The sequence below is a fragment of the Methylophaga thalassica genome (genome assembly GCF_030159795.1).
Lineage (GTDB): Bacteria > Pseudomonadota > Gammaproteobacteria > Nitrosococcales > Methylophagaceae > Methylophaga > Methylophaga thalassica.
Window position 1 is genome coordinate 936,191 of record NZ_BSND01000003.1, and the last position, 22,157, is coordinate 958,347.

Annotated in this window: 21 protein-coding genes; 7 read left to right on the forward strand and 14 right to left on the reverse strand. The window is 41.9% G+C overall.

Annotated features, from left to right (window positions below):
- Positions 1-46 precede the first annotated feature (46 nt).
- Genes QQL60_RS04705 through QQL60_RS04715 form a run of 3 tightly spaced genes read right to left on the reverse strand, consistent with a single transcriptional unit; the run spans position 47 to position 1,565 of the window.
- On the reverse strand, positions 47-652 hold the full coding sequence (locus tag QQL60_RS04705; RefSeq protein ID WP_284722574.1) for an FMN-dependent NADH-azoreductase: 606 nt from the start codon (positions 650-652) through the stop codon (positions 47-49).
- Positions 649-1,083 carry a GNAT family N-acetyltransferase gene (locus tag QQL60_RS04710; RefSeq protein ID WP_284722575.1) on the reverse strand — a complete coding sequence of 145 codons (435 nt, stop codon included), beginning with the start codon at positions 1,081-1,083 and terminating at the stop codon, positions 649-651. Before QQL60_RS04710 ends, QQL60_RS04705 begins: the two co-directional genes overlap by 4 nt.
- A 2-nt stretch (positions 1,084-1,085) precedes the next feature.
- On the reverse strand, positions 1,086-1,565 hold the full coding sequence (locus tag QQL60_RS04715) for a carboxymuconolactone decarboxylase family protein (protein ID WP_284722576.1): 480 nt from the start codon (positions 1,563-1,565) through the stop codon (positions 1,086-1,088).
- Positions 1,566-1,704: 139 nt separating this feature from the next.
- Here QQL60_RS04715 and pdxR point away from each other — a divergent pair, with 139 nt between their 5' ends.
- On the forward strand, positions 1,705-3,123 hold the full coding sequence (pdxR, locus tag QQL60_RS04720) for a MocR-like pyridoxine biosynthesis transcription factor PdxR (RefSeq protein ID WP_284722577.1): 1,419 nt from the start codon (positions 1,705-1,707) through the stop codon (positions 3,121-3,123).
- A gap of 37 nt (positions 3,124-3,160) precedes the next feature.
- Here the strand turns inward: pdxR and QQL60_RS04725 are convergent, their stop codons facing one another.
- Positions 3,161-4,045 carry a LysR family transcriptional regulator gene (locus tag QQL60_RS04725; protein ID WP_007145222.1) on the reverse strand — a complete coding sequence of 295 codons (885 nt, stop codon included), beginning with the start codon at positions 4,043-4,045 and terminating at the stop codon, positions 3,161-3,163.
- 93 nt (positions 4,046-4,138) lie between these two features.
- Here QQL60_RS04725 and QQL60_RS04730 point away from each other — a divergent pair, with 93 nt between their 5' ends.
- Together QQL60_RS04730 and QQL60_RS04735 are read left to right on the forward strand one after the other, a co-directional pair.
- On the forward strand, positions 4,139-5,710 hold the full coding sequence (locus QQL60_RS04730; RefSeq protein ID WP_284722578.1) for an NADH-quinone oxidoreductase subunit L: 1,572 nt from the start codon (positions 4,139-4,141) through the stop codon (positions 5,708-5,710).
- Positions 5,707-8,073 carry a YbcC family protein gene (locus QQL60_RS04735; RefSeq protein WP_284722579.1) on the forward strand — a complete coding sequence of 789 codons (2,367 nt, stop codon included), beginning with the start codon at positions 5,707-5,709 and terminating at the stop codon, positions 8,071-8,073. Before QQL60_RS04730 ends, QQL60_RS04735 begins: the two co-directional genes overlap by 4 nt.
- Positions 8,074-8,173: 100 nt before the next feature.
- On the opposite strand, the gene QQL60_RS04740 is transcribed toward QQL60_RS04735, so the two are convergent.
- The 3 genes from QQL60_RS04740 to QQL60_RS04750 all read right to left on the reverse strand — a co-directional run bounded on the left by QQL60_RS04740 (position 8,174) and on the right by QQL60_RS04750 (position 11,046).
- A complete protein-coding gene (locus tag QQL60_RS04740; protein WP_284722580.1) occupies positions 8,174-9,718 on the reverse strand; it encodes a methyl-accepting chemotaxis protein in 1,545 nt (514 codons plus the stop codon).
- Complete coding sequence (locus QQL60_RS04745; RefSeq protein WP_040576228.1) at positions 9,711-10,286, reverse strand: hypothetical protein; 576 nt, start codon at positions 10,284-10,286, stop codon at positions 9,711-9,713. Before QQL60_RS04745 ends, QQL60_RS04740 begins: the two co-directional genes overlap by 8 nt.
- A gap of 208 nt (positions 10,287-10,494) precedes the next feature.
- Positions 10,495-11,046, reverse strand: a complete 552-nt coding sequence (locus tag QQL60_RS04750) for an NUDIX domain-containing protein (RefSeq protein ID WP_007145217.1) — start codon at positions 11,044-11,046, stop codon at positions 10,495-10,497.
- A 113-nt stretch (positions 11,047-11,159) separates the two neighbouring features.
- On the opposite strand from QQL60_RS04750, the gene QQL60_RS04755 reads away from it, so the two are divergent.
- On the forward strand, positions 11,160-12,275 hold the full coding sequence (locus QQL60_RS04755; protein WP_284451899.1) for a choice-of-anchor A family protein: 1,116 nt from the start codon (positions 11,160-11,162) through the stop codon (positions 12,273-12,275).
- Positions 12,276-12,348: 73 nt separating this feature from the next.
- Here the strand turns inward: QQL60_RS04755 and QQL60_RS04760 are convergent, their stop codons facing one another.
- On the reverse strand, positions 12,349-12,786 hold the full coding sequence (locus QQL60_RS04760; protein ID WP_284722581.1) for a hypothetical protein: 438 nt from the start codon (positions 12,784-12,786) through the stop codon (positions 12,349-12,351).
- 88 nt (positions 12,787-12,874) lie between these two features.
- Positions 12,875-13,912, reverse strand: coding sequence for a helix-turn-helix domain-containing protein (locus QQL60_RS04765; protein ID WP_284722582.1), 1,038 nt, complete (start codon positions 13,910-13,912; stop codon positions 12,875-12,877).
- An 84-nt stretch (positions 13,913-13,996) separates the two neighbouring features.
- On the opposite strand from QQL60_RS04765, the gene QQL60_RS04770 reads away from it, so the two are divergent.
- Positions 13,997-14,464 (forward strand): hypothetical protein, encoded by a 468-nt coding sequence (locus tag QQL60_RS04770; protein WP_007145213.1) that lies wholly within the window; start codon positions 13,997-13,999, stop codon positions 14,462-14,464.
- Positions 14,465-14,554: 90 nt separating this feature from the next.
- Here the strand turns inward: QQL60_RS04770 and QQL60_RS04775 are convergent, their stop codons facing one another.
- The 3 genes from QQL60_RS04775 to QQL60_RS04785 form a co-directional block, all read right to left on the reverse strand.
- The gene (locus tag QQL60_RS04775; protein ID WP_284722583.1) at positions 14,555-14,773 is read right to left on the reverse strand and encodes a plasmid stabilization protein; all 219 of its coding nucleotides are present in this window, start codon (positions 14,771-14,773) and stop codon (positions 14,555-14,557) included.
- Between the two features lie 85 nt (positions 14,774-14,858).
- Positions 14,859-15,047 (reverse strand): hypothetical protein, encoded by a 189-nt coding sequence (locus QQL60_RS04780; protein ID WP_284722584.1) that lies wholly within the window; start codon positions 15,045-15,047, stop codon positions 14,859-14,861.
- Between the two features lie 206 nt (positions 15,048-15,253).
- Positions 15,254-16,657, reverse strand: coding sequence for a hypothetical protein (locus QQL60_RS04785; RefSeq protein WP_007145210.1), 1,404 nt, complete (start codon positions 16,655-16,657; stop codon positions 15,254-15,256).
- Positions 16,658-16,845: 188 nt separating this feature from the next.
- Here QQL60_RS04785 and QQL60_RS04790 point away from each other — a divergent pair, with 188 nt between their 5' ends.
- Together QQL60_RS04790 and QQL60_RS04795 are read left to right on the forward strand one after the other, a co-directional pair.
- Positions 16,846-18,345, forward strand: coding sequence for an FAD-binding domain-containing protein (locus QQL60_RS04790; protein WP_284722585.1), 1,500 nt, complete (start codon positions 16,846-16,848; stop codon positions 18,343-18,345).
- 185 nt (positions 18,346-18,530) lie between these two features.
- Positions 18,531-19,715: an MFS transporter gene (locus tag QQL60_RS04795; protein ID WP_284722586.1), complete on the forward strand. Its 1,185-nt coding sequence runs from the start codon at positions 18,531-18,533 to the stop codon at positions 19,713-19,715.
- 39 nt (positions 19,716-19,754) lie between these two features.
- Here QQL60_RS04795 and QQL60_RS04800 read toward each other — a convergent pair whose 3' ends face one another.
- Both QQL60_RS04800 and QQL60_RS04805 read right to left on the reverse strand, forming a co-directional pair.
- Positions 19,755-21,161: a putative bifunctional diguanylate cyclase/phosphodiesterase gene (locus QQL60_RS04800; RefSeq protein ID WP_348530023.1), complete on the reverse strand. Its 1,407-nt coding sequence runs from the start codon at positions 21,159-21,161 to the stop codon at positions 19,755-19,757.
- A complete protein-coding gene (locus QQL60_RS04805; RefSeq protein WP_284722587.1) occupies positions 21,158-21,844 on the reverse strand; it encodes a PAS domain-containing protein in 687 nt (228 codons plus the stop codon). The genes QQL60_RS04800 and QQL60_RS04805 overlap by 4 nt, the downstream gene beginning before the upstream one ends.
- Between the last annotated feature and the right edge of the window lie 313 nt (positions 21,845-22,157).

Below are 22,157 nucleotides of genomic sequence, written 5' to 3' on the forward strand. Positions count from 1 at the left end.
GTTATAACAATCAGGAAGTTAAGTCATGGTTAAATTATGTAAATGTCTATAGAGACTTATTTTGGTGGAAATGTGCGTCGATTTTTTGCTTGATACTGAGCCACTCTTGCTCAAGATGGTTTTCACCCATGACGCTACCTTGAATAACAAAAAATTTCAGTGAATTAATACCGATGGTTTCAAATATTGTTTGCAGGTAATTTTGCAAAAAATCCGGTTGTCTTCCATCAAGCAATCCGCCTGCAGATACAGCGATATAAACGGGACGATCTATCAGGGTTCCTATTTTTCCTTCCGGTGTGGCGGTAAAGGTTTTCCCTATTCTGACAACATGATCTATCCAGGCTTTCAGACAAGAGGGAACCGTAAAATTATGCATAGGCGTTGCAATGATAACGACATCAGCAGAGACCAATTGCTGAATAAGTGCATCAGATAAAAGAAGACTGGCTGAGTTAGCATCATCATTATCATGACGAGATCGCAGGCTTTCGGCATAGTCTTTATCAATATGAGGCAAATCATAAACATTTAAGATTTGCACATTCGGTACAGTGTGAGCTGTCTCCTGACAGGTCTGTAAAACCTTATCCGCCAGTTTATTACTGATAGATAATGCTCGATTGCTAGTTCTAATAAGTAATATATTCATACAAGTTGACTGAGTTCGTTTCTGAAACGTATGGCTTGCGTCAGTAAACCCTGACGAAAATAAAATTTTTGAGCAAGCGCCATAGATAAACCGGTATCTAAAACAAATTCATGACAGTTCTGTTGTTTTGCTATTTCCATTACTGCATGTAATAAACGCGCTCCGCAGCCAGATGACCTATGAGATTCTGTGACGACTAAGTCGTCGACATAAAGAAATCGACCATAAAGCAGATTTTCTTGTATTCGATACCCTGCTAAGCCAATGATTTCGTCTGCTTCTATCATAGCCACTAAGACATAGTCCTGCATCTGCATACGTTGTATTTTTTCAATAAACTGTTGTTCATCCTCTAAGTGTGGCCTTAATTGTTTCATGACGGGAAAGGCCGTGAGAAAGTCCTGTTGATGAATTAATGGTTTTATAAACATGATTAATTTAATCCAGCTTTATTCAACCCATAGATGGCATCAGCCGACCCCGGTTCAACTTGAAATGCCACACCTAAGCGGTTCCAGCCATTGATTAAAATAATGAGAAAGCTAAGATCCGATATTTCTTTTTCGGAAAGCGTTTCCCGGACTTGTTTGTAGATTTCATCAGAGACGCCCTTTGCAGACAGATGGGTGAGAGCTTCAGTCCATAATAAGGCGGCTTTTTCTCGTTCGTTGAATAAAGGAGATTCGTGCCATACAGCAAGGTGATGAAGTCTTAGTTCACGCTCTCCTGCAATTTTAGCTTGTTTGATATGCATATCCAGACAAAACGCACAGCCATTGAGCTGAGATGCTCTGATTGTGACGAGGTCATTAAACTCTTCTGCTGTTTTATTCTGTTTAATAACTTGATTAAATTCGAAATACTTATGGAATAAATCAGCAGATAACTCAGGGTAATTAAGACGTTGTGACATAAAATATTCTCTGTGTTGTAAAGTGCATAGGAATAATCTCAACATATCGACTTGTGATACAGAGCCATATTTAATGTTTTACTCTAGGCCATAAAATAAGAATGGGTATGTCTTAAATGGAATCATCAAGCAGTAATTCATGAACGATAAATCTAAATACTTCTTAACACTCGACAATATAAGTGCTGAGCCGATCCATATTCAGATCTCTCATCGTATTAAACGTGCCATTAGCGATGGCAGTTTAGAACATGGTGAACGGTTGCCTTCGACGCGGGTGTTGGCGAGTGAACTGAGTGTTGCCAGAGGAACAGTTGAGAATGCCTACGCCTTATTAATGGGAGAAGGGCTACTTATCAGCAAGGGACAGGCTGGCACGTTTATCAATATCTCTTCGAATAGTTTAGAAAAATCCAAGCCAGTACCAGACAAACACTCTGTCAAAAACACAGCACAACAGGAACGGTCATTTCTATTCCAGCCTGGGTGCCCGGCTTATGATGTTTTTCCTCGAAAGACCTGGTCAAGACTGGTGACATCTCAGGCCAGAAAGCAATCAGTCACAGCATTATCACATCGTGATGCCATGGGGTATTTACCACTTAGGCAAGCTTTAGCCAGTTATTTACGCTTATCACGTGGTGTCAACTGCGAAGCGGAGCAGATCATCATCACGATGGGGTATCAAGGTGCCCTGGATTTATTGATACGGTGCTTGTCATTGTCGGGACGTGAAGTGTGTATGGAAGATCCAGGTTATTTGTTTGCATCACAACTATTGCGTGCTGCCGGGGTTAATATTGTCCCTGCACCGGTTGATGAACATGGTCTGGATATCAATAAAGCCATGGCCTTAACACCAAACCCCAGTCTTACCATTGTCACGCCATCACATCAAAGCCCACTTGGAATGTCGTTGTCACCTGAGAGACGAGTCGCTTTATTAGAATGGGCCAAGACAACAGGAATGTGGGTTTTGGAAGATGACTATGATGGTGAGTTTCGCTATTCAGGTTACCCTTTACCTGCATTAAAAAGTCTGGATGAGGCTGAGCGTGTGATTTATGCAGGTAGTTTTAGTAAAACATTATTTCCCGCTCTCAGGCTGGGATATATGGTGTTACCGACATCCTTAGTTGATATTGCTGAAAAGTATGCCTCGCTAAGTTATCAATCCTTACCATTGGCAACTCAACAAGTGGTCACCGCCTTTATGGCAGAGGGGTATTTTGCTCTGCATTTAAAAAAGATGCGTGCTTTGTATGCAGAGCGACGAGAAATAACGGCTGATACCCTCACGAATATCTTAGGTGATTACCTTCAGGTTAGTTCTTATAAAAATGGCATGCATTTAGTGACAAATATTCTCTCAGATGAGCAAGATAAAGATGTTGCAGAAAGATTTAACCGTCAGGGCTTTGGTATTCAGGCCTTATCAGACTGGACGACTAACGTGAATGAGAATGGGCTTATCATGGGATTTACGAATATCAGCAGCAAAATGGCAGCAGAAAAAACAGCGAAGCAGTTAAGACAATGCTTTACTCATCCAGGTTGATGAGAGTGAAATGTGTTCGCTAATTTAACCTGGCTGTTTAATCGACAATATTCTTTTGAAGTAGGTCGGTAACAATTTCAGGCACAAAAGTCCGTTTAATGGTGATTGCGTAGAAGTGTTCATAGACATTGGGTAACACTTGGTACTCTGATAAGTTGCCACTGGATATTTCATCTTTGACGACCACGGCGGGCAGGGCGGTAATGGCGCCGGTATCGCGAACCAGCAGTCGTAACATCGCCATATCATCAGCTTCAGCAATAATATCGGGCTCATAACCCAGTGTTGCACAGTAGGCATCAAATGCTGAGCGTATTTCTGTAATCTTGGTGGGCAGAACCCATTTCAGATTTTCATAACCTTGTGGAAAGGTGTTATTGGGATTTTGTTGCGCTGGTCCAATAATCGATACTGATTGCCTCGATACTAACTGACTTTGCCATATCGCATCATCATTCTGTTGGCTGACAGAACGATTGGTCAGCACAAGATCCAGTTCGTGACTGGTCAGACCATTAAGCAAATTAGTCATACCCCGAGTGGTGAGTGTGAAGCTGACATTGGGCTGTTTGAGCAGCGGGCTGATAAAGCTTTCGGTAAAGTTTCGCGATAAGGTGGTGAGCACACCAATATTGATGTGTTTTTGTGTGGCTGTTCCTCCTTTATTAATAAAGGATTGTAATTCTTCACCGGTGGTAAATATCTCATCTGCATAGCTTAGAACTTTTCTGCCTACATCGGTTAATAACAGTTGTCTGCCAGCACGTTCAAATAATCTGACATCCATCGATGTTTCGAGTTGTTTGATTTGTTGTGATAAAGCTGACTGTGAAACGTGGCATTCATCAGCTGTTTTTGTGATACTCCCAGACAGAGCAACACGCCAGAAATAATAGAGATGATGATAGTTGATTTTAGCCATAGTTAAGTAAAACTTATCTTTTCGTTAATAAATATCTATTTTATTTATGTTAAAGCATTTGCCATACTCTCTTCAACTTAAGGAGGTGTGTTTGTGAATCTTGATCTGACAGCTGTTTTGCCCGTTCTTATTCCGCTGACATTGTCATTAGCCGGCTTTATCACAGGCTTAAGTCGTATTAGTGACAAAACGCGTCAGATAATGCTCAAATGGATTTCGGCAGCCATTATGATCTCCGCTATCGTCATTACAGCGGGACACATCGAAAAAACAGACAAGCCACAAGCATTACTGGCAATGAATAATGTGAATCTGCTGGTGCTATTGCTGGTGTGTTTTATGGCGATAGTGTTAATCAAATTCTCACAGCGTTATCTGTTTGCTGAGAAAAACACTCATCGTTACTGGCGTTGGTTATTCCTCAGTTTAACGTCCGTCTCCGTCGTCATTGTCAGCAATCATTTATTACTGTTCTGGTTGGGCTGGGTGTCTATTAGTTTATGTTTCCATCGCTTATTATTGTTTTATCCCGACAGACCACGCGCCGTTCTGGCCGCACATAAAAAATTTATTTTAGCGAGAGTAGCCGAGATTTTTTTACTCAGCGCGATTGTGTTGTTGTACTCACAGCTGGGGACGTTTTATCTGGCTGAAATGACCAATCATTACATGAGTGCAGGTATTCCGGTTGAACTGAGTCTGGCAGAAAAATGTGCGGCCATTATGCTTGCCTTAACTGCCTTGATTAAGTGTGCACAGTTACCCGTACATGGGTGGTTGATTCAGGTTGTAGAAGCGCCGACGCCAATCAGTGCTTTATTGCATGCTGGCATTATCAATCTGGGTGGCTTTTTGTTACTGAGTTTTGCCCCATTAATCGCCTTCAGCTCAGATGCACAATGGTTGATATTGATTATTGCAGGGCTGAGCACCTTGGTTAGTGCCTTGGTGATGATGACGCGTATCAGCGTTAAGGTAAAACTGGCCTGGTCAACCTGTGCTCAGATGGGCTTGATGCTGATTGAATGTGCCTTAGGTTTACATGAACTGGCATTACTTCATTTAATTTCTCACTCACTCTATAAGGCTTATATGTTCCTCAGTGCCGGTGATGTTCTGCAGGAATATAGCTTGAAGCAATTAGCGCCGCAGAAAAATGTGACGTTTATTTCTGCCATGTCGAGTTTATTATTGGTCGTCATCAGCACCTATGGGATTGTGTATTTCACTTCTTATTCAGGGCCACTGAGTGTTTGGTTATTAGTAAATACAGCGTTGGCGCTATATCTGGTCTCTGCTGTCAGAAATGGCACCATACTTCAATTTTTAACTTCTTGTCTGACAGTGGCGTTACTGGTTGGCTTTTACATGGGCGGGAAAACCATTTTGACTTGGGTAATGCCACCTTTGCCGGCGAGTACGATGTTTGACGCCATGGACATCTGGTTGTCTGCACTCTTTGTTGCCTTATTTTTACTTGCCGTACAGGTGCGAGTATTTCCTCAGGCTAAAGCGACCAGAACCTTATATCGCTGGTTGTTTTCTGGTTTGTATTTAGATGAACTCATGACCCGTCTGACCTTGTTTCTCTGGCCGATCACGTTAAGACCAGAGACAGCTATCAAACAGAACGATCCGTCGCTTACCAAGGAGCCGACTTCATGAACAGTGTTAATAAGTCATTGACTGAACTCAGTGTTGAGCATGCGACTGCCATCAATCAAGCGAGTTCATTGATTGCCCCAAACTGGCCTCTGGATCGATTTATTGCGGTGAATGCCCTGTGGGAGTTTCGTGAGCAAACCATCGAGTCTGCTTCAGCCAGAGTAGGGGCATTACAAGGTTTGAAAACCACAATGTCAGCTGACTATTACCTGGATTTATTCGAACAAGGCGATATTAGTGAGTCGGCATTAATTGAATCTGCTAAGGCTTATGATGCCAGCACTGTGACAGTTGATGAACTCAAGGCAACACTTGAACAGGCCCAGCCGAATGCGGCTTTGAGCATTGCTGAAATTGCCGATTTAAGCCGTGATCATCACAAAATGCGTTGGCAGGATGAAATCGTTCACCAGGTAAGTCAGTTTTGTGGTGAGTTTGTGAATCAGGAGCCTGAGACTTTCGATCATCTTTACGCTGCCTGGCTGGATTTCACGCGGCATGATTACGGCATGTCATTGCTGATGGGTGAGAAAAAACTGCGCCATGCTTTCACTCAGCTACCCGACAATCCAGACAGCTTGTTTGCTCAGGCTGTTGCTGAGCTGGAATTATCTCCACAACAACTAGAGTTGTATGCCCATAAGTTATTGATGTGTATTAATGGCTGGGCCAGCTATTTTGCATGGCAACGTTGGGAAAACCGTCTCAACAATCAACAAACAGCCTGTGTCGAAGCGCTACTAGCGATTCGGATCGCCTGGGATTTGATTATCTGGCGTCAGTTGAAAAGCAAGCCTGGGCAGGTTGAATTCAGCGCATTAAAACAACAGTGGCAGCATCAAAAAGCGTCTTTGATGTCGCGCATAGCCGCCCATCATGATTATGCCTGTCATTATTGGATATGGGCTTATGCAGCTGAACTGAGTTACCAACGACAATTACAGAAAACCTTAAGCCAAACAGCCAAGCCACTTGATTCAACACCGGTCTTACAAGCCGCATTTTGTATTGATGTACGTTCTGAACGTATCAGACGCAATCTGGAATTACAGAGTGAGGCTATTCAAACTATTGGTTTTGCCGGTTTCTTTGGCTTACCTATTACATATCAACCGGCACAGACTCAGGCAAATCGTCCTCAGCTACCGGGCTTGATTGCGCCTTCAGTGATAGTGAGTGAGCAAACGCCGAATCATAAGAAACTGAATAAGGTGAGTAACGCAAGTACTTGGAAAAACTGGGCGAGTTCACCGGTATCGTCATTCACCATGGTAGAAACCATGGGCTGGACCTACGCTTATAAACTGATTAAAGATAATTTCTTTAGTAAAAAGAAAGAAAAATTAATAGATGAGTTCACCCACCATCAAGACTGGCAATTAACTCAAAACCACACTGAGTTAAGCTTGCTCGAAAAAGTTAATTTGGTTACCGGCGTACTTAAAGGCATGGGACTGACGAAGACGTTTGCATCCACCATATTATTGCTGGGCCATGGTAGTGAAACTCGCAATAATTTGCATGCCTCAGGTCTGGACTGTGGTGCTTGTTGTGGTCAGAGTGGCGAGGTGAATGTCCGAGTTTTAACCAGCCTGTTAAACGATCCTGCTATCAGAACGGAGCTGCAAAAAGCGGACATCCATATTCCAGAACAAACACGTTTCATAGCAGGATTACATAACACCACAACTGATGAAATTGTGTGTTTTGACACATTGAATAATGATGATATTGAAGCCTGGTTAAAACAGGCTTCCATAGAAACTCGTCGTGAACGCGTTCAGATAATGGATGCAGCATTAAAAGACCTGGATGATGCTTCATTAGAAAAATCACTTAAAGACAGAGGCAAAGACTGGTCTGAAGTGCGTCCTGAATGGGGCTTGGCCAATAATGCGTCATTTATTGTGGCACCTCGTCAACGTACGCGTGGACTGGATTTACAAGGACGCTCCTTTTTGCATGATTATGACTGGCAGTCAGACGCTGAATTTGCATTACTAGAGCAAATCATGACGGCGCCGATGATCGTCACGCAGTGGATTAATATGCAGTACAACCTATCGGTGACAGATAATACGTTTTTCGGCAGTGGTAATAAGTTGTTACACAATGCCGTTGGTCAGCATGTCGGCGTGTTTGAGGGGAATGGTGGCGATTTACGAATTGGTCTCGCAATGCAATCTATTCATGATGGAGAGCAGTGGCGTCACCAACCACTTAGACTCAGTGTTTATATTGCTGCTCCGAAACAAGCGATTGAAAATGTGATTGCCAAGCATAAAACTGTACGTGATCTTGTTGAAAACGGTTGGTTGTTTATCCTGCACTGGTCTGATGATAACACTTTTGAGCGACTGTAAATTAATTCAGAGTATGACATTTTTCTACAGCGTCATACTCTGAGTTTGCGCCTATTTTTATTAGTTTTAAAATGTTACAAAATTTTGCGTAATCAGTATTTTACACCTTAAATTGATTGGCTTCTTTTGATAGCTTATCGGCAAGGGATTGATTTTCACGTGTAATATCGAGAGATCCTCTTGTGCTCGAAATGATGGCATCATTTGTGGTGAATACTTCTTGCAATGTACGACTGATTTTTTCTGCAACATTACTTTGTTCTGCGAGCATTTGTGAAATTTGTACATTGAGATCACTAATTCTAATTGCACCTGTAGAAGCGTCCTTCATAGCACTGTCAGCTTTGTTAACCGTATTGATTGTTGTTTGCCCACGACTTTGACATTCGCTAATGTTTTTTGTCATGACTTCTACAGAACTATTGATTTGTTTGGCCATCAACATGATGGATTCTGTCGCCCCTTTACTCTTGAGAGCAAGGCTTCTAACTTCTTCGGCAACAACAGAAAAGCCTCGGCCATGTTCTCCGGCTCGAGCTGCCTCTATAGAAGCATTGAGGGATAAGAGATTTGTTTGTTCAGAAACTTCACTAATCAATTGAATTGATGAGTTAATGCCTTCGATACTATTATTTAAACCCGTGAATGTAGATTCAACCTGTTTCAGATTATTGATGAGACTAACCACTTCTTCTAATGCCTCATGACTAATTGACTCAGTTTGTTTCAGACTCTCGGTTGCTTGTAACGATAGTGCACTAGCTTCTTCCGTTGTTTTTGACACACTAGAAATACTTTGTGACATCTCTTCTGATGCTGCAGCAACGGATTCAACTCGAGCGTTTTGATGGTTCAGTTCTAACACATCCTCTTCTAGTGATTTGACTGAGGATTGTGCGAGTTCATCTAAGCGAGCTCCAGCATGTTTGAATTCAGCGAATGCATGACGGATAGTGCCATAGAATGATTTCAGGCTCTTAACAAACTCGTCATCACTCACTGTGGTGGCTTTAATATCATTGAAGCTAATTGTAAAGTCACGATCTTTAGCAGAGTTTTGGATGGTTACCATCAATTTGTTTGACAAATCAAACTGTGCTTGCATCCTCAAGCAAAAAAAGACAAGAACGGCTGTTTCGATGATCACAAACGCTGCATGAATGAAGAATATCTCCCAATCACACTGTATCCCATACACCACATAATCAATATTCCATAACTGGGTGTCAGCTAATTGTAGGGGTACAGAAACGGCATGGTGAACAGCAATAACGCCAGCCGCTAGCAGCAGCATTTTGTAGTCACGCCAGATTATGATGAATGCTAGCGTTGCAAAGATATGAAAGTGCATTTCGAGTCGACCAAACTGTTGCATGATCACAATCATAGACATAAGCATCAGGCTGACAGTCATGATAGAACGAGACGCTAATGTGCCAGGCATAGTCTTGTAGACAAAAAATGAGGATAAACATGCCAAAGTTGCGGGTATGGCACCATGAATATGTGTACCAAACCCCATTGGTACAAGAAAATAGATAAACGGCAAGTGACTTAGCAGAATGATCAAAACGAGCTTGTCGCTCGCCTGCATGTCCTGCTGTCTTCTTGCGTAAAGCTGGCTGTAATCTCTGTCATTACTCATTGTGTTTTTCCGCTTTGATATTGAGGTCTTGAAGTATTTTTTTTGTCGTAGGGTTGGTATAGGTTAGTAAGCTATTATCTTGTGGAAAATAGCTATACAAATAACCCGCATGGTTAATCACCCCATTTGCAAGTTGTTGAATATTCTCATGTACTAGATCAAAACCAGATAGTTCTTGGACATTTAGCCCTGTGTATTCTGCTAACCACGTTAGGTATGTTTCTTTATCTACTTCATCGCCGATGTTCACGACATAGAGATTTAGTTCGGAGGGATAAGCCTCGTTCAACTCTTTGATAAGTTGATAGTTTGATGGACAGATATCTTCGCAGCCTGAAAAGGAAGCCAGTATCAGTGCGGGTGCCAGGGGGGGAGAGTTCATAAATTGAGGAAAATGAATATCAGGATGACTTTCGTATCCGTGTAATTCGGATCCTGTAATGATTTTTGCAATTGAGGGGGATAAAAAAAAGCTAAAAAAAGCGAGCACAAGCAGTATTAGTGGAATGAGCAGCTGCTTTATGTGATGAGACGTAGTCGATTTAGAAGAAGTGGAGCTATTTGACATAGTGCCTCACACAAGAGAGCTAGAATCAATCAGTAACTATATGTCTTCATGTACTCGGAGCTATACTCACCAATGGATTGTCGCCCATCTCGCAACCATGTTGACCTAAATTATTTATCGGCAGTTTTATTCAAAAGTGAAATAAAAAAATGTTCTACGATAAAAATTTTTATTTTTATGTTGGCGAGATTGCATTCCAGCTCCAGCTCTAGCTCTTGCGTTGAATGGCTAGCTTTAATAGTGCAGCCACTGACATGGCATCAATAATCTCGCCGTTCATGGCCATTTCAATGGCTGTATCTAGCGGGACTTTTATTAATTCAATGTCTTCAGTCTCTTCAAGTTCTTGCTCGCCAGGTGTCAGCTCTGTGGCAAGAAATATATAAGCTTTTTCGTCTGTCACTGAGTTGGAGGTACGTAATTCCATGAGTGGCTGCCAGTTTTTAGCGGTTAATCCCGTTTCTTCTTTGAGTTCTCTTTTCGCCGCTTCCAGGGGAGGCTCATCAAGTGGGCCGCCACCTTCAGGAATTTCAATGGTGGTTTCATTATTTGGATAGCGACTTTGTTGTACCAACCAAGTATGATCGTCATCATCAATGGCGATGACGCCAATGGCGCGGGATTTGAAATGAACCACACCATAGATGCCCTCGCTGCCATTGGGTCTAATGACTTCTTCATGACGGATTTGAATCCACGGATTGTCATAGACTATCTGCAGTGATTTCTGTATCCAGCCACCTATTTTTGTTTTTGACATATTAATTTGTGATCAAAAAATGAAAATAAAATAAAAAATAGTACTTTAGTACAATAGATATTTACTTGCAGCACTAATAAGCTTTAAGTAATCACATATAAGGAAGATTCAAAATGCGTTTTTCTAAACTTGCCATGGTCGGATTAGTTACTCTAAGTGTCAATCAACTTGCTTACGCTGATGCTGTTGAGATTGACGCCATGTCTCTTCTTAATCAATACAATCTCATTACTAGTGGTAATGTGATCAGTACTTCTGAAATTGATGGTAACGCATTAATCGGTGGCAATGTTACTGGTGGCATGTACAACATGCATTCAACTTCCAATGCAGTCGTTCCTTCTCTGACTGTTGGCGGTGACCTTAACGGCACTGTGCAAACAAAAGGTAAGGGCGTTAACATCGGTGGTAATGTGTCGGGCTCACTGAACATTAATGACGGTGGCGATGCATATATGAACTCAGTCTCAGGCTGGGTGCAAAATAATGCCAACGGTAATGGTTCGACCTCAGTCATCGGCGATATTTCTGGCAGTGTCAATACCAACGGCGGTAATACCATCTATGGCGGCACTAATACAGGTTTTGCTGGCGCTAACGGTAGTGGTACGGTTATCAATCAACCTGTATCAGCACCGTTTGACCCGGCTGCTGCAGCGGCAAATGCGGTGAATACATTAGGCCAGTTTTCGAACCAGTTAGCAGGCACTGATTTCAATAGTAACTACACCATTACCGGTGGCAAAGTGACTTTTAATGCCACACCAAATACTGATGGACTGGCTGTGTTTAATATTAACGACGGTCAGAGCTTCTTCGAGAGCGTCAATGAGTTTGCATTTAACCTCGGTAGTGCTACCAGTATTTTATTCAATGTCTTTGATGACGCACTTTCTGAATACGATATCAGCGTGAATTTCCTGGCTAACTCAGCCGTTGATTTAGCGGATATGCTGTTATGGAATTTTGTTGATGCAGATAGTCTTCATATCACAGCACAATTTGGCGGTAGCATTTTAGCGCTGGGTACGGATGTGACTACTTATGGCAATATTGAAGGCACATTAGTGGCTAGAAGCTTGAATCAAAATGCTGAAATTCACTCACAGCCATCTGGTTTTATTCCTCCATCAGCAGTGCCTGTTCCTGCAGCAGCCTTTTTGTTTGCTCCAGCATTACTTGGCTTCTTAGGTCTGCGTCGTAGAGCAAACCTACAAAAAGCGGCTTAGTAATTTGTTCCAGGTAAAAATAAAAAGCCACCTTAAACGGTGGCTTTTTTGTTTCTAATACTTTTATGAATGACTATTTTTGTCGCTCTAATGTGGCACAACCTGCAGTCGCATGCTCCCAGGTTTCCACATAACAGGTGCCTATCGTATTGTCGTTAAGAATACGACCATGGACATAACCATGGCTTGGTGTTGATACCCAGGTGAAAGATTTATTATCAGGATAAATCACACCAAAAAAGTGTTTAGTGCCATCAGCATAAGTAAAAGTGCCACGAAAACGACGATCTTGCTGTTCTGTAATAGTGACGGTTTTATCATCCCAGGTTTTATAACCTTTTTCATCGGATACCGTGAGATTAACACCACTCCAGGTGCCAACCAGATTAGGAATCTGTTTCGCTTTTATCTCAGTTTGGTAATAGTGATAAGCAATTCCTGCGGTATTCACTAACACGAGTAGCCACAATAAGAATTGTGAAGCGGCATTACCGGATTGTTTTTTTATCATTTTATTTCTCTCTCTGGGTGAAAAGTCATCACTACGATGATCATAAAAAAGTAAAGCAACGTCCTACTTTATCAATTTAAATTGATGATTAGGCGTCAAAAATGAGCAGTTTATTTTTAGCTTCTTGTCGAAAACGACGGGGCGATACACCAAATTGTGTTTTAAATGCCCGACTAAAGTGAGCCATATTGTTAAATCCGGATTCCAGTGCGATCTCGGTAATGGTGCGATGCATAAACTGCCGGCTATTTAATTTTCGATAGACGCTGTTGAGTCGTTGTTGTGTGACGTAACGCATTAACGATGTCTGCTCAGCTTGAAGAAGGTTATTGATGTAGCGCACGGACAGACCCACGGCTTCAGATATCATTTTGGGTGTTAATTCATGGTAGTGGCAGTGTTGATTAACATACCGTTTCACATGAAATAGTGTTGAGCTTTGAGTGTTGGATAGTTGAACTGACTTAGGTTCCAGTTGATTGAGTGACAAGGTCAGTAAATCAACAAGAGGATCTTGCAAGGAATGAAAGGCATTGCTATCCAGTATATCCAGTTGTTGCGTCAGAGACTGGATACAGGATGCTGCGATGGCTGCAGTGCCGGATTGAGTTGTTATTTTCTTTGCTGTCAGATTACCTATATGACTGATCCGTTGTCTCAGGTAGTCTCTCGGGAGTGAGATAATTACTTTCGATACAGCCTGTGGCATGGTAATGCGGTGCCATTGTGTTGCATCGTATAAGGTCATATCACCTTTTTCTAAAAAGACTTCACGACCATCTTGTTCGAGTTTATATTTTCCCTCAGTGATTAAAACAGCAAAATAACAATCCTGGCTGATATCCGTCGGTTCTCTTGATAAACGCTCTATTTGCAGTGAATGAGATTTAATGGGCGATAGACGCACACCATTTTGCCATGGATATATAGCCATTTCGTTAAATACCGGTTCATCATTAAACGGATTAACATCGACATTCGCGTACTCACGTCCAATCACTTCTTTTAACCAATCCAGTCGGTGTGAATGTGGCTGATCATCAGTACATAAGCGCTGCCCATGTAATTGGGAAAGGCTAGTATTCATGTTTCTCTCTCTCATATTGACCATCGCTTTATCGGTCATGTTATTGCGCCTTTTGAGTCAAGACGTCGGTTTTTATAAGTGGATAATAACACAGAAAAAAATGAGAAATTTGAGGAGAGAAATATGCAGAATAGAACAGATAATAACGTTAATATTGTGATGCTTAGAGGCGCCTGTTTATGGATTCTTATGGCATTAATCTTGGCCTGGTGTTTGGTGGGCTTATATAACCAGCTTGAATTTCTTCAAGCGCTTATACCAGGTTCACCTAAACGTGTGTTACAGGCGCATTTGGACTTTCTGATTATGACGGCGTTGATATTAGGCTATTATGCTGTCAAAGTCGCTTTACCCTGGCATGTCCGTTGGGCAATGGTTATAGGGGCTTTTACTAACTCAAGCTTATTTTTGATGTATGCGCTTTTCCCGGTTTTAGATCCTTTGCATGATGCATTTAACCCAGAGGTAACCGGAGCAGGTTTATTTAATGTCTATTTGTATGCCAGTTTATTGATGACCAGTTACGGCTTTGGTAAAGGTGCTGTCATTATTCTGAAATCTACCTTCACAGTAAAAACAGAATCACAGTGACCGCTGATTAATGATGGCCACCTTAATAAATACACAGAAAGAGCAGGGCAGGGATACCTTGTGAGTAAAAGTCACTGACTGGTTTGATTGTTAGTGACTTTTCTCACCACCATTTCGACTAGCGCTGTGGTTGTCTTTTTTACCGCGTCCTGAGCCTGATTTATTGCCACCGCCGGACTCTTTATTGACTGTAGCCCAGGCAATTCTTTCAGCTTCTTCTGAAACGCCTTGTTCTTTATAGCTTTCTTCTATATGTTCTGCTTTACGTTTTTGTTTGTCGGTATATTTTTCTTTACTGCCTTGCGCCATGACTTACCTCCATTAAAAACTGAAACAAAGTTATAGGAGGTGACATTTAAGCTAATCGATAGTTTCTGTTGTATTAGCCATCAGCTTAGTGATGCTCATGTCGTGTTACCAAAAACTCTAGGCCGGCTCCGATATCTTCCTCACCACACGCAGCCATATCGTCAGGACTTCCTGCCAATGCTTCCTGGTGGGTTAATATCAAATCCCTGCGATCTTCAATCACCTCAGTGTTCTGAGAGTTATCAGCATGAGGTATCGAAATTTTTATCTGCATGGCGATATCCTGTTTTCAGTAAATGCCTTATCTATCATCACTCGGTAGTGACTGATTATGGCTGACTTAAATCGGCTGCTGATAGAGATAGATTTTTGCGACCAGAAACATCAGCACTGATCTTATTAATGAGTCTGAAAATAAGTCAGTAAGTTGCAATCTGACGAGTAAAGTAAGTCGAAGAGCTGTGGATGATCCTACGTATATCAATTTTTATAACCGAACAGACGTTGTTTCTTTATTTTTTCAGCCACTACCTCAGGCACCAGAGATTCCCAACCGTGTTGATTCTCGGTAATCATTTTCAAGACATCCGGTGAAAATATCGGTAAATAGGCTTCATTAAACTCTCTGAGCTGCTGAACGTGTTCACCTTGTTTCAAATACTCATAGAGATTAGCTTGTTTAGGATCAATTCTAAGATTATCTACTTTGTATAAAGTACCGGTTTGAGTATCTTTGTATGGATAAATGTATAGCTTAACGTTATGCTTGAATAAGCGACCAAAGGCTTCCAGAATCCCACCTTGCAAGCGGCTGTAATAGTCTTCTTTAAACAATTCCACCAAGCTATGGGCCCCCATCGTTAAACCAATATGACGATCGGTATAGCGGGAGAGGTAGGAAACAAGACGATAATATTCTGGATAATCAGAAATCATTACAGTGTGTCCTGCAGCCTCCAGCACGTCAGCACGGCTGATGAAGTCCTCCAGATCAATACTGTCACTTTCACTACGGAGATTGTGCATCGTGATCTCCATAATTGAGATCGTATCTGCTGGCGACGCTGCATTATCTGCATCAAACTGTTTACGTGCTGAATTGAGCATATCAATGTTGACGTGGGTCACTGGGCGAAAACGTCCACGTTCGACAAGCACATTTTTCTTTCGCAGATGTTCAGATGGCTGCAGAACCTTGCCATCGGCAGAGAACATGGCCACATCGCTCAAGCCAAGCTGCACAAGGCGTAGACTAATCACGCGGTTATCAACATGTAAAAAGGCATCGCCATGCATGTCCACCATATCTACTTCTATACGATCAGTTGTGAGGTTATCCAGTAAGGATTTCACTAAGAGATCGGGGCTTTGATAATAGTGGAATGCACCATAAACAAGGTTGACACCAATAATACCGAGCGCTTCTTGTTGTAGAGAGTTTTCATTATCCAGCATACGCACATGAATAATGATTTCACTGGGCGCGCTGTGGGGTTCAGTTTGAAAACGAATACCCAACCAGCCATGACACTCATTTGTTCCGTGATAGTTGCGAGCAGAGACCGTATCAGCAAAGGCAAAAAAAGCGGTAGTGTCTCCGCGTTGTTCACTTAAGCGCTCTATATTGAGGTTATATTCCAACTCCAGCATATCTTCGAGGCGCTCACGACAGACATATCTTGGTGCCTCGCCATAGATATCATCACTCACTTTCATATCATAAGCGGAAATACTTTTTGCGATAGTACCGGCGGCACCACCCACTCTAAAGAACCAACGCACTACCTCCTGACCTGCACCAATTTCAGCAAAAGAGCCGTAACGGACGTTATCAAGGTTCACTTCAAGTGCTTTTGCTCCGGGAGAGAGTATTTTGTTTTCCATATCTTACCTATTAGACGCGTGTGAAAGAGAGCGTGTTGAGCTTCAGCGAATTTGTTGCTGGTGCAAGTCGGTCATTAGAGTTTTTCTAAGTCACAAAAATGGCTAACCGAATTTAACTACTTAACTTATTTTTCACATATTTAGTGAAAGTATTCAACACCGTAGTTTTTTGAAGAAGTCATCATTTAATGAATCTGGTTTGGTTTAAGCGTGACTTACGAATACATGATCATGCCCCCCTGACACTTGCAGCAGCGCAGGGGCCGATTCTACCTGTATATATTTTTGAGCCGGCTCTATGGTCACAGCCAGACATGAGTTACAGACAATTCGCGTTTCTTAAAGAGTGCCTATACCAGCTAAATGAAGCACTCAGCGTGTTGGGGTGTCCATTAATCGTTAAAGTCGGTGATGCTGTCAGTATTCTGGAATCATTGAGGCAAAAATATAATGTCACATCACTATGGTCGCATCAGGAGACCTGGAATGGTTGGACATATCAGCGGGATATTGCCGTTCAGAATTGGGTTGATAAACATCAGCTCAACTGGCATCAACCTCGTCAGCATGGTGTTATCAGACGGCTTAAAGACAGAGATGGGTGGGCCAAGCGCTGGTATCAACATATGAGTGAGGCTTGTTATATCTGTCCTGAAAATCTGACCGGCCCCAGCGAAAAAAATGATTATCTGCCAAAGGCCGACAAACTCGGCTTAGTTGACGATGGTTGTGTTCAACGGCAAGTAGGAGGACGGGAGCGAGGACTTCGCCTGTTAGATACGTTTTTGTACGAACGAGGACAGGGATACACTAAGGAAATGTCTTCACCGCTAACAGCGGTTGATAGTTGTTCCCGGCTTTCACCTTATCTTGCATTTGGCACTTTATCGATTCGTGAAGTCTACCAGGCCACTGAGCAACGTATTACCAGTATCAAACAAAGCGATACACAAGCGAGATCACAATGGCGACAAGCAATGCGTTCATTCTCAGCCCGTCTTCGCTGGCATTGTCATTTCATGCAAAAACTGGAGGATGAACCGCGTATTGAGTTTGAGAATATGCATACGATATACGATAGCTTGCGAATGTCCGATATCAATCAGACATATTTTGATGCCTGGCGAAGTGGATTGACCGGGTTTCCTATGATTGATGCCTGCATGCGAGCATTAATTGCTACAGGCTGGATAAACTTTCGTATGCGAGCCATGTTGATGAGTTTTGCCAGTTATCATCTCTGGTTAGATTGGCGGCAACCAGCATTATATCTGGCCAAGTTATTTACAGATTACGAACCAGGTATACATTACCCACAGGTACAAATGCAGTCTGGGACCACCGGCATTAATAGTATTCGAATCTATAACCCTATCAAGCAGGGTATGGAGCAAGATCCCCAAGGCGACTTTATCCGACAATGGATACCTGAATTAGCTGATATGCCAGCACCTTTTATTCATCAACCATGGACTCGTCCTTCATTGATGAACGGGTATCCTGCACCCATTGTTGATGAAAAGTCGGCTCGAAAATCAGCTGCACAACGTCTGTATGAATTAAGGAAGCAATCACAACATAAGCAAGAAGCTGCAATTATCGTTAAAAAACATGCGAGTCGAAAAAAAACCGCAACGAACAAGAAACAAAAAACATCATCCTGGCAACAAGGTGAGTTGCCTCTTTAAATAAATCCAAAGCAAAATTTGCTGCAATTGCCTAATGTTAGCCATGTGTACTTCAACGAATTTATCATTTATTTCTACTCACGACTTCATGAGCTGATGACAGGCATAAATGTCGCTTTATCTTAATGTTGGTTTAACACGGTTTGTGTTACATTGCGCGCCTTCCCAATAAGCCATTTGAGCACATGACTTCGCAAGACACAGCATCACATTCTTATTCATTACCCTTGGTTATTTTTGCCCTGGCTATCGGTGGTTTCTGCATTGGCACCACAGAATTTGTGGCAATGGGATTGATTCAGGAAATCGCTGCTGATCTGAAGGTATCCATTCCATCGGCGGGGCATTTCATTACTGCTTATGCCTTAGGTGTGACGGTCGGTGCGCCTGCATTGGCTATCCTTGGGGCTAAATTGCCACGTAAAACCTTGCTATTGGGTTTGATGTTGTTTTATGGCTTGGCTAATGCGATGACCGCGTTTGCAGATAGCTCAACAACCATGTTGCTTAGTCGATTTATCGCTGGGCTACCTCATGGTGCTTATTTTGGTATTGCTTCACTGGTTGCAGCTGATCTGGCCGGACAACATCGCCGCGCCACAGCCATTGCTCAAGTGATGATGGGACTCACCATTGCCAATGTCATAGGCGTGCCTTTTGCTACCTGGTTAGGCCAATCTTTTGGGTGGAGAACGGGCTTTGAGTTTTCTGCGATGATTGCATTGGCGACCATTTTTGCGATTAGCTTTTGTGTGCCACGCATTGCCCCACATGCTTCAGCCAGTTATCGATCTGAACTGGCGGGTTTTAAAAACATCAATATGTGGCTGACCCTGGCCATAGGTGCAATTGGCTTTGGTGGCATGTTTTCTGTTTACAGTTATGCCTCACCAATTTTGACGGAATATACTGGTGCCAGCATTAAAGTGGTTCCCATGGCCTTAGCTGTATTCGGTACTGGTATGGTGATTGGTGGCCTCGTTGCTGGCTGGTTAGCAGATAAACATTTGAACAAAACCATCGTTGCTGTGCTGGTAAGTTCTGCTATTGCTTTTGTGATAGCGGCATTCAGTATGACGCAACTTTATTCAGCGGTTGCGGCCTTGTTTTTGATTGGTTTTACTGTCACAGGTTTAGCGGGTGTGTTGCAGATTCGCTTAATTGATGTAGCTGGCGAGGCACAAGCACTTGCAGCCTCTCTTAACCATTCGGCATTTAATGCAGCGAACGCCCTTGGTGCCTTTTTAGGTGGTTTTGTGATTAGTCAGCAAATGGGCTGGGTAGCACCGGTCTGGGTCGGCTTATTTTTAAGTTTGTCAGGTCTTGCGGTATTTAAACTCGCACTTACTGTTGAAGCTCGTACAAATTAAAAAACGCAGCTGTTATTCAACATGATCTATTAACTATCGTTAGTGAAGTTGTGCTTCATTTTCCGACAATAATAATTCGAAGTCATCACTCGTGACTGGTTTGGAAAACCAGTAGCCTTGAGCATAATCACAGCCAACGGATTTTAGAAAGTTTAACTGTGCTTCGTTCTCAACCCCTTCGGCAATGACTTTAATATTAAGCTTGTGTGCCATGACGACAATGGCTTCACACATCGCCTGATCATCGTGGTTGATATGAATATTCTGAATAAAAGTACGATCAATTTTTAGGTAATCAACATTCAGCTTTTTTAAATAAGCCAATGAAGAATACCCAGTACCAAAATCATCAAGTGAGATTTCAATGCCCGCCAGTTTTAACATGCCTAATCGTTGTTCAGTCATCGGGCCTTCATTCATCATCACACCTTCAGTAATTTCCAGGGAAACTGCCTTATTGCTAAGAGCTTTTTGTGATAAAAAATCGGTCCATTCCTGGAGATCGCAAGATTCGTTTTGAAATTGTTTAGGCGATATATTGATGCTGAGCTGAAAGTTTTCTTTAAATTTTTCCTGCCAGGATTTCACTTGAGAGGCACTCTGGCGGAATACCCAATCGCCTAATTCACATATCAACCCAATATCTTCGGCTATTGGGATAAATTCATCTGGGCTAATGTAGCCGAGTTCTGGATGTGTCCACCTCAGTAGAGACTCTGCTTTATCAATCATGCCAGTTTCAAGGTTAACTATGGGCTGATAATGTATTGAAAACTGGTCTGAACCCATCGAGTTTCGAAGATGTTTTACGATCTCCGTTTTGTTAAGGGCATGCTGCGCCATGGAAACATCAAAAAAAGAAAATTTGTTACGACCAGAGAATTTTGCATGATACATCGCCTGATCAGCATGCTTGAGTAGTTCTTGAGTTGATTCACCATGCTCAGGAAATAGAGCAATACCAATACTAAATGAAAAATAGAGTCTTTCGTCGTCTAAAATAAATGGGGATGACATGGCATCCAGCAGTTTCTGAGCAACCGTACTTGCATCTTCTGCTGAGCACATGTCTGTCAGACACACGGTAAATTCATCACCGCCTAGTCTGGCGATCAGATCATCTTCACGGATACACATTTTCAAACGTGATGCCGTTTCTTTAATAACGGCATCTCCGATATCATGACCCAAGGTGTCATTGATATCTTTAAAGTTATCAAGATCAAGAAACAAAATGGCGCAGAGTTGATTATTTTTTCTGGAAATAACAAGCGAGTCTTCCAGGCGCTCCATAAACGCACGTCGATTAGGTAAGTCTGTTAGAGGATCATTATATGTCAGCCTGCAGATGGCTTCCTCTGCCGCCCTACGTTCGGTGATATCAGCAAAGATTGAACAATAATGTGTGATTTCACCAGTACTGTTCGTGATGGCATTAATGGTTATCCATTCGAGAAATAATTCACCATTTTTGGTTTATTCCAAATTTCACCGCTCCATTTCTTTTCTCGAGAAAGGGCCGTCCACATCTCTCCATAAAACTGTTTATCGTGCTTACCCGAACTCAGTATTCTCGGATTTTTACCAAGAATTTCATGTTGCTTAAAGCCTGTAATTTGAGTGAATGCAGTGTTAACGGCGATGATTTTATTGTCATGACTAGTTATTGTCATTGCCACAGAACTGTGAAAAAAAGCTGATGAAGTGATGTGAATCAGATCATTTTTATCAGATTCTTTACGGCTATCTGATATGGCGTTGAATAGATTATCCAGACTGGTAGGTTTTAAAGGACATTGTTCCTTTGCCAGGCAAGGCAAATCGAAAGGTGAAGATATCACTTCATAATTTTCATTAATTAAAATGATATTGATATTGTTATTAATGTGACGAAGTTTATGAATAGTGCAGTCTGGCATGTCCCTAAGAAAAAAAGTCTCAGCAACGATGGTGTCAATGGCATATTGTTTAAATAAAGCTAATGCATTATCGCAATTATCAGCAGTCAGATAATTACTTACGTGAGAGCCAAGTAAAGTGCTAATTTTATTTTCTGAGTATTTATCTTTGCCCAGATAAAGAACACTCAGTTTTGCCTCTGACGAGGTTCTTGATATCGTCGATGTCATTGACTAATACTCTTTCTGGCTGTTAGTTAATGACCTCATTACAAACAATAATAAATGTAAACATTTGTCATTGTTTGGAGTGAGATAGGTTGGGCCGGTTTTTAATAAACCATGCTTTAAAACAACAAAAGAATGTTTATTCTGTATGGTTTGGTTGTTCGTTGGCACTGTCTCTATCCCAATCAGCTATGTAGAAAAATGTTATTTTTTGATTAAATTCACACGTTAGTTATAAGGTTAAATAACCATATAATTAACAAGGTTGTCAATGAACATTTTTACAGTGCTCGGAGAGAGTTGAACATTGATATGT

Excerpts from the sequence above, each read along its gene's own strand:
- QQL60_RS04705 (WP_284722574.1), bottom strand. The coding sequence starts at position 652 with ATGAATATATTACTTATTAGAACTAGCAATCGAGCATTATCTATCAGT.
- QQL60_RS04710 (WP_284722575.1), bottom strand. The coding sequence starts at position 1,083 with ATGTTTATAAAACCATTAATTCATCAACAGGACTTTCTCACGGCCTTT.
- QQL60_RS04715 (WP_284722576.1), bottom strand. The coding sequence starts at position 1,565 with ATGTCACAACGTCTTAATTACCCTGAGTTATCTGCTGATTTATTCCAT.
- pdxR (WP_284722577.1), top strand. The coding sequence starts at position 1,705 with ATGAACGATAAATCTAAATACTTCTTAACACTCGACAATATAAGTGCT.
- QQL60_RS04725 (WP_007145222.1), bottom strand. The coding sequence starts at position 4,045 with ATGGCTAAAATCAACTATCATCATCTCTATTATTTCTGGCGTGTTGCT.
- QQL60_RS04735 (WP_284722579.1), top strand. The coding sequence starts at position 5,707 with ATGAACAGTGTTAATAAGTCATTGACTGAACTCAGTGTTGAGCATGCG.
- QQL60_RS04740 (WP_284722580.1), bottom strand. The coding sequence starts at position 9,718 with ATGAGTAATGACAGAGATTACAGCCAGCTTTACGCAAGAAGACAGCAG.
- QQL60_RS04745 (WP_040576228.1), bottom strand. The coding sequence starts at position 10,286 with ATGTCAAATAGCTCCACTTCTTCTAAATCGACTACGTCTCATCACATA.
- QQL60_RS04750 (WP_007145217.1), bottom strand. The coding sequence starts at position 11,046 with ATGTCAAAAACAAAAATAGGTGGCTGGATACAGAAATCACTGCAGATA.
- QQL60_RS04755 (WP_284451899.1), top strand. The coding sequence starts at position 11,160 with ATGCGTTTTTCTAAACTTGCCATGGTCGGATTAGTTACTCTAAGTGTC.
- QQL60_RS04760 (WP_284722581.1), bottom strand. The coding sequence starts at position 12,786 with ATGATAAAAAAACAATCCGGTAATGCCGCTTCACAATTCTTATTGTGG.
- QQL60_RS04765 (WP_284722582.1), bottom strand. The coding sequence starts at position 13,912 with ATGACCGATAAAGCGATGGTCAATATGAGAGAGAGAAACATGAATACT.
- QQL60_RS04770 (WP_007145213.1), top strand. The coding sequence starts at position 13,997 with ATGCAGAATAGAACAGATAATAACGTTAATATTGTGATGCTTAGAGGC.
- QQL60_RS04775 (WP_284722583.1), bottom strand. The coding sequence starts at position 14,773 with ATGGCGCAAGGCAGTAAAGAAAAATATACCGACAAACAAAAACGTAAA.
- QQL60_RS04780 (WP_284722584.1), bottom strand. The coding sequence starts at position 15,047 with ATGCAGATAAAAATTTCGATACCTCATGCTGATAACTCTCAGAACACT.
- QQL60_RS04785 (WP_007145210.1), bottom strand. The coding sequence starts at position 16,657 with ATGGAAAACAAAATACTCTCTCCCGGAGCAAAAGCACTTGAAGTGAAC.
- QQL60_RS04790 (WP_284722585.1), top strand. The coding sequence starts at position 16,846 with ATGAATCTGGTTTGGTTTAAGCGTGACTTACGAATACATGATCATGCC.
- QQL60_RS04795 (WP_284722586.1), top strand. The coding sequence starts at position 18,531 with ATGACTTCGCAAGACACAGCATCACATTCTTATTCATTACCCTTGGTT.
- QQL60_RS04805 (WP_284722587.1), bottom strand. The coding sequence starts at position 21,844 with ATGACATCGACGATATCAAGAACCTCGTCAGAGGCAAAACTGAGTGTT.